Annotated in this window: 11 protein-coding genes and 1 pseudogene; 7 read left to right on the forward strand and 5 right to left on the reverse strand. The window is 62.2% G+C overall.

Annotation, left to right across the window (positions count from 1 at the left end; translation table 11 throughout):
• Positions 1–144 precede the first annotated feature (144 nt).
• The gene (locus ATC00_RS13755) at positions 145–1311 is read right to left on the reverse strand and encodes a cysteine desulfurase family protein (RefSeq protein WP_064253209.1); all 1167 of its coding nucleotides are present in this window, start codon (positions 1309–1311) and stop codon (positions 145–147) included.
• Between the two features lie 226 nt (positions 1312–1537).
• Between ATC00_RS13755 and ATC00_RS13760 the strand changes: the two genes are divergently transcribed.
• The gene (locus tag ATC00_RS13760) at positions 1538–2215 is read left to right on the forward strand and encodes an alpha/beta hydrolase (protein ID WP_037383496.1); all 678 of its coding nucleotides are present in this window, start codon (positions 1538–1540) and stop codon (positions 2213–2215) included.
• 59 nt (positions 2216–2274) lie between these two features.
• Here the strand turns inward: ATC00_RS13760 and ATC00_RS13765 are convergent, their stop codons facing one another.
• Together ATC00_RS13765 and ATC00_RS13770 are read right to left on the reverse strand one after the other, a co-directional pair.
• Positions 2275–3471 (reverse strand): GGDEF domain-containing protein, encoded by a 1197-nt coding sequence (locus tag ATC00_RS13765; RefSeq protein WP_037383498.1) that lies wholly within the window; start codon positions 3469–3471, stop codon positions 2275–2277.
• Positions 3472–3567: 96 nt separating this feature from the next.
• Positions 3568–4731 carry an anhydro-N-acetylmuramic acid kinase gene (locus tag ATC00_RS13770; protein WP_037383500.1) on the reverse strand — a complete coding sequence of 388 codons (1164 nt, stop codon included), beginning with the start codon at positions 4729–4731 and terminating at the stop codon, positions 3568–3570.
• Positions 4732–4859: 128 nt separating this feature from the next.
• Between ATC00_RS13770 and tyrS the strand changes: the two genes are divergently transcribed.
• On the forward strand, positions 4860–6113 hold the full coding sequence (tyrS, locus tag ATC00_RS13775; RefSeq protein WP_037383503.1) for a tyrosine--tRNA ligase: 1254 nt from the start codon (positions 4860–4862) through the stop codon (positions 6111–6113).
• 49 nt (positions 6114–6162) lie between these two features.
• Here the strand turns inward: tyrS and ATC00_RS13780 are convergent, their stop codons facing one another.
• Positions 6163–9549, reverse strand: coding sequence for a YhdP family protein (locus tag ATC00_RS13780; RefSeq protein WP_037385015.1), 3387 nt, complete (start codon positions 9547–9549; stop codon positions 6163–6165).
• A gap of 344 nt (positions 9550–9893) precedes the next feature.
• Between ATC00_RS13780 and ATC00_RS13785 the strand changes: the two genes are divergently transcribed.
• The 5 genes and pseudogenes from ATC00_RS13785 to ATC00_RS13805 all read left to right on the forward strand — a co-directional run bounded on the left by ATC00_RS13785 (position 9894) and on the right by ATC00_RS13805 (position 14745).
• Positions 9894–10370, forward strand: a complete 477-nt coding sequence (locus tag ATC00_RS13785) for a peroxiredoxin (protein ID WP_037383506.1) — start codon at positions 9894–9896, stop codon at positions 10368–10370.
• Between the two features lie 4 nt (positions 10371–10374).
• Positions 10375–11200: pseudogene (locus ATC00_RS13790) on the forward strand (ferritin-like domain-containing protein).
• A 91-nt stretch (positions 11201–11291) separates the two neighbouring features.
• Entirely contained in the window at positions 11292–12626 is a 1335-nt protein-coding gene (locus tag ATC00_RS13795; RefSeq protein WP_064253210.1) for a M23 family metallopeptidase, read from the forward strand.
• A 195-nt stretch (positions 12627–12821) separates the two neighbouring features.
• Entirely contained in the window at positions 12822–14327 is a 1506-nt protein-coding gene (locus ATC00_RS13800) for a DEAD/DEAH box helicase (RefSeq protein ID WP_037383515.1), read from the forward strand.
• Between the two features lie 10 nt (positions 14328–14337).
• Positions 14338–14745, forward strand: a complete 408-nt coding sequence (locus ATC00_RS13805; protein WP_037383516.1) for an NUDIX hydrolase — start codon at positions 14338–14340, stop codon at positions 14743–14745.
• A 10-nt stretch (positions 14746–14755) separates the two neighbouring features.
• Here ATC00_RS13805 and ATC00_RS13810 read toward each other — a convergent pair whose 3' ends face one another.
• On the reverse strand, positions 14756–15073 hold the full coding sequence (locus ATC00_RS13810) for a TfoX/Sxy family protein (protein ID WP_037383518.1): 318 nt from the start codon (positions 15071–15073) through the stop codon (positions 14756–14758).
• Position 15074: the final 1 nt, after the last annotated feature.

Below are 15074 nucleotides of genomic sequence, written 5' to 3' on the forward strand. Positions count from 1 at the left end.
AATCTCGCCGGATCCAAGGTCCGACGGCTTGTCAATGCGGTGCAATATGTGCGCACCGCTTATGTAATGGCTAAAAGGCGGTTTTCACCCCGTTTGCCAAGCGGAAAATTGCTTTTCCGCAATTTCATTCAAGGCATTCCGCATTCACGCGGCCTGTCCCGTCGAGCGGCGTCGCGACGCCACTTTCACGAAAACTGCCGCACAGCGTTCGATCTCCGCTTGCGTCGTCGACGCACCGATCGACAGACGCAGGGCGCCTTGCCGCGGATCATAGCCCATCGCAGTCAGCACATGACTCTGTCCAACCTTGCCGGAAGAGCATGCAGAACCTGCCGAGAGGGCCACGCCCTCCAAATCAAAGGCAATCTGGCCTGTCTCCGCCTTCAGCCCGGGAAGCGTGAAGAAGGAGGTATTGGCGATCCGCGGCGCATCGCGGCCGTGGATCACCACATCCGGTGCGCTTTCCAGCATCTCAGCCTCGAGCCGATCGCGCAGAGCGGCGATTGCGGTCGTGCGCGCCTCGAGGTTTTCGGCAGCCACCCGCGCAGCCGCCCCGAAACCCACCAGCGCCGGAGCATTCTCGGTACCGGAGCGATGCCCCTTCTCCTGGCCGCCGCCGCGGATCAAGGGCGCCGGCATCATCACCTCGCCGCGGGCGACGACGGCGCCGGCCCCCTTCGGCCCGCCGATCTTGTGCGACGAGACGATGAGGAAATCGGCACCCAGGTTCTCGATCGACAGCGGCAGCCGGCCCGCTGCCTGAACGGCATCGACGACCAACAGCCCGCCATGGGCGCGTACGATCGCGGAAACTTCGGCGATCGGCTGGACGATACCCGTCTCGTTGTTGGCGAGCATGACGGCTACCATGGGCAGGCCCTGCTGGCGATCATGTGCCGAAAGCAACGTCTCGAGCGCAACGCAGTCGACGACGCCGCCGCTTGTGACCGGCACTTCACAGACATCCTCCCGCGCGAAACGTCCGCCCACGCGGACCGCCGGATGCTCGATCGCAGAAACATAGAGCTTGCCAAGCTTCAGCGGCGTACGTCCCATCCGAAAGTCCGGCGTCAGCACCATATTGGCAGCTTCCGTGGCGCCGCTGGTGAATGTCACCGAGGACGGCTGCGCGCCGCAGAGCGCGGCAACGTCACGCCGCGCGCTCTCGATCATGCCGCGAACCGCCCGCCCCTCGCCATGGACGGATGAGGGATTGCCAACCGCATCAAGCGCGGACAGGAATGCCTCGCGCGCTTCGGGCAGAAGCGGCGCCGTCGCATTCCAGTCCATATATATGCGCGGTCCCGGCATTGCTTCCCTCGCTAGAGCGGAGCGGTTCAATCCGTGCAATCGATGCCGTTGCATTTTTCTTGAATTTTCCGCGCCGCTTGTCCTATGAGACGGACGAACGGGGCGGAGTGCCCGCATCGAAGTTTTGAACGGTTCTAAAGTGCGTTCTAGAAAAGCTGACTGCTTTCGTCAAGACAGATTGGTGTCAAGAACGACTATTTGAGCCAAAAACGTTCCCGGAGAACCAATGCCCGAAATCATCTTCAACGGACCGGCCGGCCGCCTCGAAGGTCGCTATCAGCCTTCGAAGCAGAAGAGCGCACCGATCGCGATCATCCTGCATCCGCATCCGCAGTTCGGCGGGACGATGAACAACCAGATCGTCTACCAGCTCTTCTATATGTTCCAGAAGCGCGGCTTCACCACTCTGCGGTTCAATTTCCGCGGCATCGGCCGCAGCCAGGGCGAGTTCGATCATGGTGCGGGCGAGCTTTCCGATGCTGCCTCGGCGCTCGACTGGGTGCAGAGCCTGCATCCCGATTCCAAGAGTTGCTGGGTGGCCGGCTATTCGTTCGGTGCCTGGATCGGCATGCAGCTTCTGATGCGCCGTCCGGAAATCGAAGGTTTCATGGCGGTTGCGCCGCAACCGAACATCTATGATTTCTCGTTCCTGGCGCCCTGCCCGTCGTCGGGTCTCATCATCAATGGCGACTCCGACAAGGTCGCGCCGGAGAAGGACGTTAACGGCCTCGTCGAAAAGCTGAAGGCGCAGAAGGGTATCCTGATCACCCACAGGACGGTTACCGGAGCGAACCACTTCTTCAATGGCCAGATCGAGACGCTGATGACGGAATGCGAGGACTATCTCGATCGTCGTCTCAACGGAGAGCTGGTGCCGGAGCCCGCAGCCAAGCGCATCCGCTGAGCCGCGCCAAACTCATCCCTTCAATCGGCCCGGAGATCGCAATCGGTTTCCGGGCCGTTTTATTTTCGCCCCACTCGAAGGGAACCGACCGGCACGCCGGTTGCCGGCTGTTCGGCACATTCCACCCGGTTCCGGCCGCTGGCCTTGGCAGCGTAGAGCGCCTTGTCGGCACGCTGCATGGCCGCTTCCAGCGACTCTCCGGGACCAATGGAGGCCACGCCGAAGCTCGCTGTTATCGTGACGCTTTCAGGTAATCCGTCGATCCGTGTCGATGCGAGCGCCGCGCGCATCCCATGCGCAAGCAGGCGGGCTTCCACGAGGCCGAGGCGCGGAAGAAATACGGCAAATTCTTCACCGCCCAACCGCGCCGCGACTGCTCGGCTCGGCATCAGCTCCACAAGCACACGGGAGAACTGTCGGATCACGCCATCGCCAGCATGGTGGCCATAGGTGTCGTTCACCAGCTTGAAGCGATCGAGGTCGGCAAGAATGAGGGTACCGGGACCGTCGGCGCCAGCGGTTTCGAGAACAGGCATCAGGCGATCGACGAAGCCACGGCGGTTGTAGAGTCCCGAAAGAGCGTCGAGCTCCGAACTGGCGCGGGCCTCGTCGATGATTTCCTTGACCATTACCCCGAGCATGGCGATGCCGGTCGCAACGATCAGCATGGCTCCGAGGGCCTGCGAAATCAGCGCAAACGGGGTTCCGAGATAGTCCGCCGCCGTCGTGCCCGCCCCGGCGGCAATAGCGGCGTAGATTTTCACCAGATAGTAGACCGAGGTCAGACCCAGAAGACCGCACAGAATCCAGTCGGCCGGGAACCTGCGCTTCGACCTGACGATCGTCGAAGCGGACCATATCTGGATGAGGAAGAACGGCAACTGATAGAAGAAGGCGTGCTTAAGCGTTCCGCGCGGCAGGTCATAGATCAGCAGATCAAGGATCACCGAAGCGAGGAAGAAACCCGCCAACAGAGGCAGGCGCGTCGGCACCCGGTAGAAGAGCCCGAGTGCGACGCGGATCAGAATGAAGCCGGCGAGCACGCTCGCAAAGGCGCCGAAAGCAAATAGCTTCGGCACGACCGAAAAGGGCAAGACGGTCTCGAACACGGCCGAGAGCGAAGCGACAGTGAAGCCGGCGGCGCACCAGATCGCCGGCTTTTTTTCACGGCTCTTCGCCGCGATGATGAGGAAGGCCACCACGAAGATCTGGGCGATGATGAAATTCACCGCCAGCAGGGAAATCGCTCCACCCATCAACAAAATCCGAACAACATCAGGAGCCGACCATATGCTGCGCAATTAAACCGGTCAGAAATGCGCGCAGATTAGCGGCATCGCACGAAGAAATCATTAAACAGACCTGGCGCTTGTGCCCGTCGACGCGGGCGCCGGCCTCGCCAACCGTCCGCCGCTTACCGGCCGGATGACGCCCGTGGTGCCGGGATAGCTCAGCGGCAGCCCGCGCAATGATCTTACGGCCAGGTAGGCCCAGGCTTCGGCTTCCATCGAATCGCCATTCAGACCCAGTGCCTCAGCGGCAAGCACGCGTCCGCCCGCCGCTTCTGTAAGCGAGGCCAGGTCCTTCATGATGACAGGATTGAGGCGGCCGCCGCCGCAGACGATATAAGTCGCCGGCATTTGCGGAAGATGACGTGCGGATCGCAAGATGGCGGCCGCCGTCACATGGGCCAAGGTGCGCGCCCCGTCTTCGAGGCTCGCCTCTGCGGCGGCTGGCGGCAAAAAATCGTTGCGGTCGAGCGAGCGGCGTTTTTCCGACGAGAAGAAGGGATGAGCGAGGTAGCGGTCGGCAAGCTCCGGCAAAACCGATCCTTCGGCTGCAACCATGCCGCCCTGGTCATAGGGAATTCCGGCATGGGCCTCCACCCACTGGTCGATCAATGTGTTTCCCGGTCCACTGTCAAAGGCAATGATCGACTCGCCAGCACCGATATAGGTGATGTTCGAAATGCCGCCGATATTGACGAAGGCGGCGGGCGCGTCGATGTCCGAACCGTCCGACAGACCTTGGGCAAGAGCGGCATGATAGGCCGGGATCAGCGGCGCCCCCTGGCCGCCATGCGCCATGTCGTTCGCCCGCATGTCGTAGACCACGTCCGTCAGGGTTTCCCGCGCCAGCAGGTCCCCATCGCCGATCTGCACGGTCAGGGCCTCATCGGGACGATGGAGGACCGTCTGTCCATGAAAACCTATTACATCAACATTGCCGGCCAATAGGTTGTTTTCCTGAAGGAATGCCTTAACCGCCTGCGCGTGCAGAAACGTCAGGTCCCGCTCAAGTTCCGCCAGCACACCTGGGCGTTCATCCCTCTTGCGGATCAACTTGGCATCCTCGAGTCCCAGCTTCAGCCGGTCCCGGAAGCGCGGCTCATAGGCATATCCTGCTGACGGCCCCCTGCGAACGATCGTTTCACCGTCGGTCTCGACCAAAGCGACGTCGATACCATCCATGCTCGTGCCGCTCATCAGGCCGATCGCTGTCAACACCTTGCCCACGCAGGTCCTCCGCACTTTTCCGTTCCCCCGTTCATAACAAAACGCTGCCCAAGCAAAAACGTGCACTTTCGACAAAACAGTGATAAACGCCCGCCGCAGACCTCCAAACAAGCCGAAAGAGACAGCTTATGTCCGAGTTCAAGTCCGATTTTCTGCGCACGCTTCACGAACGCGGTTTCATCCATACCACATCGGATGATGCCGGCCTCGATGAGCTGTTCCGAAAGGAAATCGTGACTGCTTATATCGGCTTCGACCCGACGGCCCCGAGCCTGCATGCGGGCGGACTTATCCAGATCATGATGCTGCACTGGCTTCAGGCGACGGGTCATCGCCCGATCTCGCTCATGGGCGGAGGCACCGGCATGGTCGGCGACCCGTCTTTCAAGGACGAGGCACGGCAGTTGATGACCCCGGAAACGATCGCTGCCAATATCGCAAGTATCAAGACCGTCTTCTCCAACTATCTTCGCTATGGCGACGGCCCCACTGACGCATTGATGATCAACAACGCCGAATGGCTGCTGGGTATCAACTACCTCGAGTTCTTGCGCGACGTTGGCCGCCACTTCTCAGTTAACCGCATGCTTTCCTTCGACAGTGTCAAAACGCGCCTCGATCGCGAGCAGTCGCTGTCGTTCCTCGAGTTCAACTACATGATCCTGCAAGCCTACGATTTCGTGGAGCTTTACAAGCGGACCGGCTGCCGCCTGCAGATGGGCGGCTCGGACCAATGGGGCAATATTATCAATGGCATCGATCTCGGCCATCGCATGGGCACGCCGCAGCTCTACGCGCTGACTTCGCCGCTTCTGACGACCGCCTCGGGGGCGAAGATGGGCAAGTCGGTCAATGGCGCCATCTGGCTCAATCCCGACATGCTCGGCTCCTATGATTTCTGGCAATACTGGCGCAACACCGAGGACGCCGACGTCACGCGCTTCCTGAAGCTCTACACGACGTTGCCGATGCCGGAAATCGAGCGACTGTCCAGGCTCGGCGGCTCCGAAATCAATGAGGTGAAAAAGATCCTGGCGACGGAAATCACCGCCATGCTGCATGGTCGGGCAGCCGCGGAGCAGGCTGCGGAAACGGCCCGCAAGACCTTCGAGGAAGGTGGGCTTGCGGAAAACCTGCCGTCGATCGAGGTCCCCGCCCCCGAGCTCGAAACCGGTCTCGGCCTGCTGACGCTGGTGGTGCGCGCCGGTCTCGCGGCATCGAACGGCGAGGCTCGCCGTCACGTCCAGGGCGGGGCAGTCCGCATCAACGACGAGCAGATCAATGACGAGCGCCGCCTCATCGGAAGCGGCGACATCACCGGCGACGGTGTCGTCAAGCTGTCGCTCGGCAAGAAGAAACACATTCTGGTGCGGCCCGTCTGAACGGCCCACCAGCGTCAATCGATGAAGGCCGGCCGCTGCGCCGGCCTTTTCATTGAAACTCAAAAATGCTGCGGAACACGCCCGGGGCGATGAGCGACAGCGGGTTGATCGTCAGATTCGGCTGGTTGAAGGGTCCGGTCAGTTTGAAGGTGATGCCGAGAAGGCCGCGGTCGCGACCGTTACCGAGCAGAACGCCGATCAGCGGCAATTCGCCGAACAACCGGTTGATGCCATAGGCCGGCATGAAGGTTCCGGTCATGTCCATGAGGCCGTTGTTGTCGCGGATCGTGCCCTGGAAGGTGGCACCGACATCGAGCCCGCGCAACACGCCGCTGTCGACCCGGATGACGCCACGATCGAGGAGAAGCTGGGCGAAGCCTCGCTCGAACCGAGCCGTGCTCACGTCGATATCCCTGCGCACCGCCTGATTGAGGCTGCGGCCGTCCTGGCCGGCCGGGGTCGAAACCATCGACTGCAGCTTCTGCTCGCCGACGAGCGAAAATTTCCGCAAATCGACAGTGCCGCGCCATGACCTGGCACCGCGGTCCCGCAGCCGCAGGTTCAACAGGCCGCCGCGCATGTTGCGATAAATATCGGTGAAGCGCGCCAGCGCGCCGGCGTCGCTCGTCGTCAGCTCGAGCGTGTTGTCCGGCCCCTCCTTCACCAGTCTGGCGACCACCGCCTGCCCGTTCGCGGTGAGCGCCGACAGATCAATATTGTCGATTTCTTGACCGCGGGCAGAGTGGGCGAAACGCACATTGGAGAAGACCTCGCCATTGAAGCCGACCACACGGTCGAGACGGGCGCTGATCCTTACATTGCCATCGTCGCCCGAGCCGGATTCGCTCTTCGCGCGCGCCAGGGGCAGTCTGATATCCGCAGACGAACCGGTGAGTGCGACTACATGGCCACCTTTGGCGCGTTCGACCGTCACGGCGAAATCGTCGCCTGTCGCCAGGCGAACGTCATGCAACCGGGCCGATGCGAGGCCATCGTCGTCGACACGGAGATCGCCGGCCGCACCGAAGCCGTCGCCCTTTATGCTGAAATCACTTATCTCCGTGAGGGCTTCGCTTTTTCTCACTGTGAATTCCGCTTTGGCCGCAATGCCGGCGCCTTTGTTCCAGCCGATCCACGGCAGCGACAGAGCCGCCTTTCCGAGATCGGCTTTCACAGACTGGCTGCCGTCATCCGAAAGCGACACCTCCACGCCGACCGGCCCGCTGACAATGCCGGACAAGGCAGGGGCGATCTTGCGCCGCGCCGCGTCGTCGAGGGTTCCGGAGATCTCGCGTGTGCGGGTCACATTCGCCTTGGCATCCACCGGTTCGGTCAGCGCGATGCGCATTTCTGCGCCGTCGATCAGGGCATCGGCATCGAGAACCGCCTTGGTGTTGTCGATCCGCATGGTTCCGGACAGATCGGCGATTTCGCGGCCGGAAACCGGCCGGTTGATCGTCACCTTCTGCAACTGCATCTCCGCCTGCCACAAGGGCGGCGGTGGCTTCTGATTCGAAATCAGTCCGAAGCGGGCTCCGACCAATGCCGTCATCGGTCCGCCAAAATCTTCGGGCACGAAGGGCGTCTTCTGTAGCGCCCGGATTGGCTTGTAGCTGACAAGTTCGGCAATGGAGTCGGCCTCGCCACCCACCTCGATCTTCATTTCCGCCATCAGCGGCTTGCTGTAGACATCCTGAATGACGAAGTCGCCGCCGTTCAGCGCCACGGACCGGCCGGAAGGGAAAAAGGCCGCGCCGCGGGCAACCTGGACCGTCATGCGCTCGCCGCGCAATTCGAAGTGCCCGGTGGTGTCGCGCAGCGGCGGAATTTCGCCAGTGATGTTGATTCGCGTGTCATCGATCGCGAAGTTGATATTGAGCTCGTTTTCGTTGAGCTTCAATTCGCCATCGCTGCCGGCAATTCTGCCCTCCGGGATCGAGACTTCTATCCGCGCATCCGACACGGTCCCGCCGAAGAGATTGCCGATCGCCCATCGCCGCGCGCCCTTGGCCACCCACCAGGGCCATAATTGCTTGACCGCCGTTGGCTGCATCCGGTCGCTCACCGCGGCGAAATTGATCTGGGGCGATGTGTCGCCAAAGGCGACCGCGAGCGACCCTGCCATGGATCCAAGCGGGCTGGAGATCAGCAACTCGTCGAAGATAAGCCGGTGGCTACCGGTCTCGAATCGGCCATTCGCCTTGGCGTCGAAGGAGAGCGGCCGCTCCTGCATGTCTTCCGGAGCGGAGCTCGCGTCTTTCAGCAGCAGGTCTACGGCGAAGCCTGGCTGGCTTCCTTCGGAAACCTTGTCGAGGTCAATCAGGGCGCCGGTAAAAGGAAAAACCGAGCGTCCGATCTTGACCGCTGACGGTAGGATCTCCACCGAAGCGCGCTCGAAATCGTACGAGGCGTTCAGTTCCGACGGCCTGAGGACCGAGACGAGTCCTCCGGCGTGAAATGCCCCTTCAGAGGTCCTGATGCCGACCGCCAAAGCCGGATTGGCACCCTCCGCGGCGCGGGTAGCCCTCAAGCTGACCTCGGCCGAAGCGTCGATTCCAAAGGCCTCTTCGCTGCCGGACTTGCCGTGATAGAGAAACGGAGAGAGCGGCAGGGAGGTGAAGACCGCCTCGATGCCGGCGATGCTGTCGCCCTGGCCGAAGGCCCTCGCCTCGAGCTGCGCCTCCTTCCCGTCTATGGCAACGGAGCCGTCGACGTGGATGGAGCCGTCGTCATCGCGAGAGAAGGCCAGCGTCCGGACTTCAACCGGAACGATCCGACCGCGGGCCCCTGCCATCGACAGACTCAGGTCCGAAAGCTGAACGGTTCTCGTCGAACTTCGCGCGGTCAGGCGCGACATCGCGTCGATATGGGTGAACAGCTTTTCGAGAGCCGTGCGGGTGTCCGCGATGCGAATCGCCGTGAGATCTATAGGCTCGCCGCGCGGCAAGAGCCCGGTATCGAGCTCGCCGCCCTCCGCCTCCAGCCGCGACACGGCGATGCGGCCGGTCATCAGCGCAAGGGGATCGAGCGCGATCGAGACTGCCGCCAACTTGGCGACCGGGCGTCCCGAGGCTTTGTCGTTCAACGTGACGCCGCGCGCCTTCAGCGCCAGCGCCCCACGACCGGTGACACGGACAACCGTGCTTTCGACATCCGCATTGTAGTTGGCCCCAAGGGCGGCGTTGAGCGCGGTGCGCGCCCGGGCATTCAGGGGACCGTCGACCAGGCCGCTCTCGATCACGGCGACAAGCGAGGCAACTCCGACGAAGATGACAAGCAACGAGCAGAGCAGCAGCTTGCCGAAGAGACGCAGCACGCCCCCCGACACATGCGTGTGCACGAGGACCGGGTCATGGGCCTGGGCCGAGGGAAGCGCGTCCAGTGCGACGATGTCTTCCTTGCGAAAGCAAACCCTTTCGCCGCGGATGTCACTCATCGGCGTGGGTTTCTCCACCTGCTTGCTGCATTGCATTCTTCCTGTCCGGGCAGACATCATGTGCGCCCGGTCGTTCCTATCCTGTAGATCACAAATCGCCGGACCAAGTCACCACACTTCGCCGTGGTTGCTGTGGAAAGCGCGACGGCCATCCTTGGCATCCGAAGATGCTCGATCCAGGAGCGGCCTTAGTCTTGCGACATGGCATTCATTATGGCTCGTAGCCACAAGAGCCGTCGGACAGCTGTCAAAGCAGTCGCAAACGCACTGGACGGACCCTGACGATCTTAGGTATCCCCTATGTGCGAAATGTCGATAAAACTTGGCTTAAGAAAGGCTTAAACATGGCACCTTTGCGGCCCGGCGATCCTGCACCGGATTTCAAGCTCGCCCGCGACGGCGGCGGCTCGATTTCATTGTCCGCGCTTCGCGGCAAGCCGGTGGTGTTGTTCTTCTATCCCAAGGACGACACCAAGACCTGCACCGTGGAAGCGATATCGTTTTCGGGTCTCTCGGAGGACTTCGCGTCGGCCGGTGTGGCGCTGATCGGCATCTCGCCCGACTCGGTCAAGAGCCATGACCGTTTTGCCAAGAAGCACGACCTCGCCGTCCCGCTCGCGGCGGACGACGACAAGGCTGTCGTCAACGCCTATGGCGTCTGGGCGGAGAAAAGCATGTATGGCCGGAAATATATGGGTGTCGAACGAACAACCTATCTGATCGATGCCGCCGGCATCATCAGCCGCGTCTGGGAAAAGGTTAAAGTTGCGGGACACGCCGAGGAAGTTCTCGCCGCGGCGAAAATTCTCCGCACTGCCTGAGCTGATGGCTGTGCTCCCGCAATTCACAAGCCTGCGCGGTGCCGCTGTCGAAGCGATCCGTGCAAGCGACCTGACCGTCAAAACGGACCTCGCGCAGGAGGCCGCACGCCGCTGGCAGGCACGAACGCTCTCCTTGCGCTCGCCGCTCGATCGGCCGATGCCCGCAAGGCCCGGGCGGCCAGAGAGGCCCGTCCTCACGCCGCCGACGCGTGTCAAGCGGCGTTCCCTTGGCTCATTAAAGGGCCGAATCGCCCTCCTTCACGCCATTGCCCATATCGAACTGAATGCCGTCGATCTCGCACTCGATATCGTCGCGCGCTTCGCCACGGAACCTGTGCCGCAATCCTTTTTCGACGGATGGATGCAGGTCGCCTTCGAGGAGGCCAAGCATTTTCGGCTGGTGCGGCAGAGGCTTAACGATCTGGGAGCGGACTATGGCGACCTGCCCGCCCACGACGGACTGTGGCAGGCGGCCCACGACACGCGCCGATCTGACCGCGCGGCTGGCCGTCGTGCCGCTCATCCTCGAGGCGCGCGGCTTGGACGTCACTCCGGCGCTGCAGGTGAAGATGCGCGAGACCGGCGATCATCAAAGCGCTGCCGTTCTCGACGTCATCTATGAGGACGAGAAGGGCCACGTCGCCGTCGGCGCCAAATGGTTCCGCTTCCTCTGCGCCAGGCAGAAGAAGGACCCGGCCGCCACGTTCCAGGCACTGGTGCGTGCGAATTTCCGCGGGCCGCTGAAGGCGCCCTTCAACGACGTGGCGCGCGCCGAGGCCGGCCTGACGCCATCGTTCTACCGATCGATGACGGCCTCCACCAACATCTAACGAAAAACACCAACGCTTTATTAACCCTAATAAAGTGTAATCGCCCCCGGGGCAAAACGCGAGTTTGGGTCGCATCTGGCGGGGGTGAGCGGTGTCTATTCGTCCGGAAAACCGGGGGTTCGGCAAACGCCGGGAAAGTCACGTTCTGATTCTCGCAAGCGGAGACAGGGTTCGTCACATGACGGTCCGTCCCTGGATGGCTGCCGGCGTCACGTCGCTCATCGGCATCTTCGGCATCGGCTATCTCGCCGCGACCACCTATCTCGTGCTGCGCGATGATCTGATCGGCGGCACGATCGCACGTCAAGCGCGCATGCAGCATGAATACGAAGACCGAATCACGGCGCTTCGTGCACAGATCGACCGAGTGACGAGCCGGCAATTGCTGGACCAGCAGATCGTCGAGGAAAAGGTCGATAAGCTCCTGCATCAGCAATTGGAGCTTGCCTCCCGCAGTGGCAGGCTTGGCACATTGGCAGAGAACGCCGAACCGCCGACGGGCGGAGAAGCGGCGGCACTGCCGGAGCCCGAACCGCTCGCCTACGGGGAACGCGCCGACGCCCAAGACGGCATCGAGGCGATCGAAGAGATCATGGGCATGGCAGCAGAGAAGGCTGCGGTGCCAGGGCCGGCCCCGGCGCTCGGCTATGCGCCGCAACCGCAGTTGAACGACCACAGGGAGACCATTTCGGATCGAACGGATCGTATCTTTTCCAAGGTGACCCTCTCGCTGAAAGACGTCGAACGCGACCAGATGGCGCATGTGCTGCAATTGACGAGCAAGGCACAGAGCACCTCCGAAGCGATCCGCTCGATCGTCGAGCGTACAGGTGTCGTTCTCCCGGAGCCGAAGACGACCGACACTTCCGCTGCTGCGGTTTCGGCCGAGCGGACGGCGGTCGGTGGCCCCTACGTCGAACCGCAGAGCCAGGACGAATTCGAGCGGTCGCTCGCCGCACTCGACAGCGCCCTTGTCGGCCTTGAGGAGACCCGAAACGCCGCGCGAAGGCTGCCCCTCGAAAGCCCGGCGCCGGCCAGCGACGTGACCAGCAGTTTCGGAAATCGTCTGGATCCCTTTCTCGGACGATTGGCGCTTCACGCCGGCATCGACTTCCGTGCCGCGACCGGCACGCGCATTCGCTCGACCGCAGCGGGAACCGTGACAACAGCCCGGCATGCGGGCGGATACGGCAATATGATCGAAATCGACCATGGTAACGGTGTCTCGACCCGCTATGCACACCTCGCCGTTGTCCTCGTGCATGTTGGCGATCGGGTCGAAGCCGATCAGGTGATCGCCCAATCAGGCAGCACGGGACGCTCCACCGGACCACATCTGCATTACGAAGTTCGATTGAATGGCCTGGCGGTCGATCCGATGCGCTTCCTCAGCGCCGGTACAAAGCTCGCCGGCTATTTGAACTGACCCATAAACCGCCCTCCACGCAGTCGGCAGTCGGCAAGAAAAGCAAAAGAATCGCATCTATTTACCGTCCCAAGCGTCAACGTGCTGGATTTCTTGACTTTCGGCGCCTTTCGTCTTAAGAGCGCCGCCACAGGATGGTGATTTTCCATCGATCGATCAGTGTTCTATTGAACCGGAACGGAAACAGTTTCCCCTTTGACCAATTTTGCTGACCTTGGCCTGAGCCAAAAAGTTCTCTCCGCAGTTACCGACGCGGGCTATGCAACGCCGACACCGATCCAAGCGGGCGCCATACCCCCGGCCCTCCAGCGTCGCGACATCCTGGGCATCGCGCAGACCGGCACGGGCAAGACGGCGTCCTTCGTCTTGCCGATGCTGACGCTCCTTGAAAAGGGGCGCGCGCGTGCACGCATGCCGCGCACCTTGATTTTGGAGCCGACCCGTGAGCTTGCGGCGCAGGTGGCGGAGAACTTCGACAAGTACGGCAAGAATCACAAGCTCAACATCGCGCTTCTGATCGGCGGCGTCTCCTTCGAGGATCAGGACCGCAAGCTCGAGCGCGGCGCCGACGTCCTGATCTGCACGCCAGGCCGCCTGCTCGATCATTTCGAGCGTGGCAAGCTGCTGATGACCGGCGTGGAAATTCTCGTCATCGACGAGGCCGATCGCATGCTCGACATGGGCTTCATCCCGGATATCGAGCGGATCGCCAAGCTCATCCCCTTCACCCGGCAGACGCTGTTCTTCTCGGCGACCATGCCGCCGGAAATCCAGAAACTCGCCGACCGGTTCCTGCAGAACCCCGAGCGGATCGAAGTCGCCCGCCCGGCCTCGACGGCAACGACGGTGACGCAGCGCTTCGTCGCCGCGCACGCCAAGGATTACGAGAAGCGCGCCGTCTTGCGGGATCTCATCCGCGCCCAGGATGAGTTGAAGAACGCGATCATCTTCTGCAACCGCAAGAAGGATGTCGCCGATCTCTTCCGCTCGCTCGACCGGCACGGCTTCTCGGTCGGCGCGCTGCACGGCGACATGGACCAGCGCTCGCGCATGACGATGCTGGCCAACTTCAAGGACGGCAACATCAAGCTGCTCGTGGCCTCCGACGTCGCTGCACGCGGGCTCGACATTCCGGACGTCAGCCACGTCTTCAATTTCGACGTGCCGATCCATGCGGAAGACTATGTTCACCGGATCGGCCGTACGGGCCGGGCCGGACGCTCCGGCGCCTCCTTCACGATCGTGACGAAGCGTGACACGAAGTTTTCGGATGCCATCGAGAAGCTGATCGGCCAGAAGGTCGACTGGCTGAACGGAGATCTCTCCGAACTCCCCGAGCCGATGGAAAGCCATGACAGCCGGCGCGAGCGCGGCCGCGATGGGCGCAAGGATCGCAAAAAAGATGTGGAACGCTCCGGTCGGGTGCGTGGCGATCATAAATCCGATACGACCCGTCTCGATAATGTGACCGAATTCGAACCAGTCGCGGAAAGGGCAGAAGCGGTGAAATCGGAACGTAGTGCCGACAACAGGCAGAGCCATGCGAGCCGCCACGATCGTCCCAGCCGTTCGCAGAACGCCGCCAATGACGACAATCGCGACCGTCGCAACCGCAACCGCCGCGATCATGACGATGGCCCGACGCCCGTCGGCTTCGGCGACGAAATTCCAGCCTTCATGCTGATCGCCGGCAAGGCATGACCGCCACTCCATGGCTTTCCCCGGCATCGATTTTCCCGGCCTCGGCTGCGGCCTGGCGATCCTGCGGGACGGCAAGATCCTTCTCTGCCGGCGCCTGAAGGCGCCGGAGGCCGGCCACTGGAGCATTGTCGGCGGCAAGGTCGACCACATGGAGCGCGCCGAGGATGCCGCACGCCGGGAAGCGGAAGAGGAAAGCGGCCTCTCGATCCATTCGACGCGGTTTCTCTGCATCAGCGAGCAGATGATCGAGGCCGACCGGCAGCACTGGATCTCGCTGATCTATGCGACGGATGATTTTTCCGGCGAGCCCCGCCTCACCGAACCGGACAAGCTTTCTCACATAGGCTGGTTCGATCTTAGCGCCCTGCCCCAGCCACTGTCGCGCTTCGCGGCGGATGCCGTGCGCGCACTCGGCTAAGGCCGCACACTCACTTCTTCGCCCTGAGCGCGGCTGAATAGGCCAGCTTCACCCAGCGGGCCATCTCGTCCGGATCGTCATAGGCCGAATCAGGAATGCTCCAATAGGGCATTTTCACCGGCTTGCCTTTGCCGTCATAGGCCCATTGCCGGGCGCCGGCCTCCTCCAGCTGCAGAGCGGTTTCGGCGTCACCCTTCAGAAGGATCTCCCCGTCGACCTCGACGGCAAGAATGACGCCATCGCAATAGATGCCCTTGCCCCCGAACATGCGGCGAATGCTGATCGGCCCCAATGCCTGAAACATTTCTTCGATCGCACCATTGTCCATC

This window comes from Sinorhizobium americanum, from assembly GCF_001651855.1.
In the GTDB taxonomy this organism is placed as follows: domain Bacteria; phylum Pseudomonadota; class Alphaproteobacteria; order Rhizobiales; family Rhizobiaceae; genus Sinorhizobium; species Sinorhizobium americanum.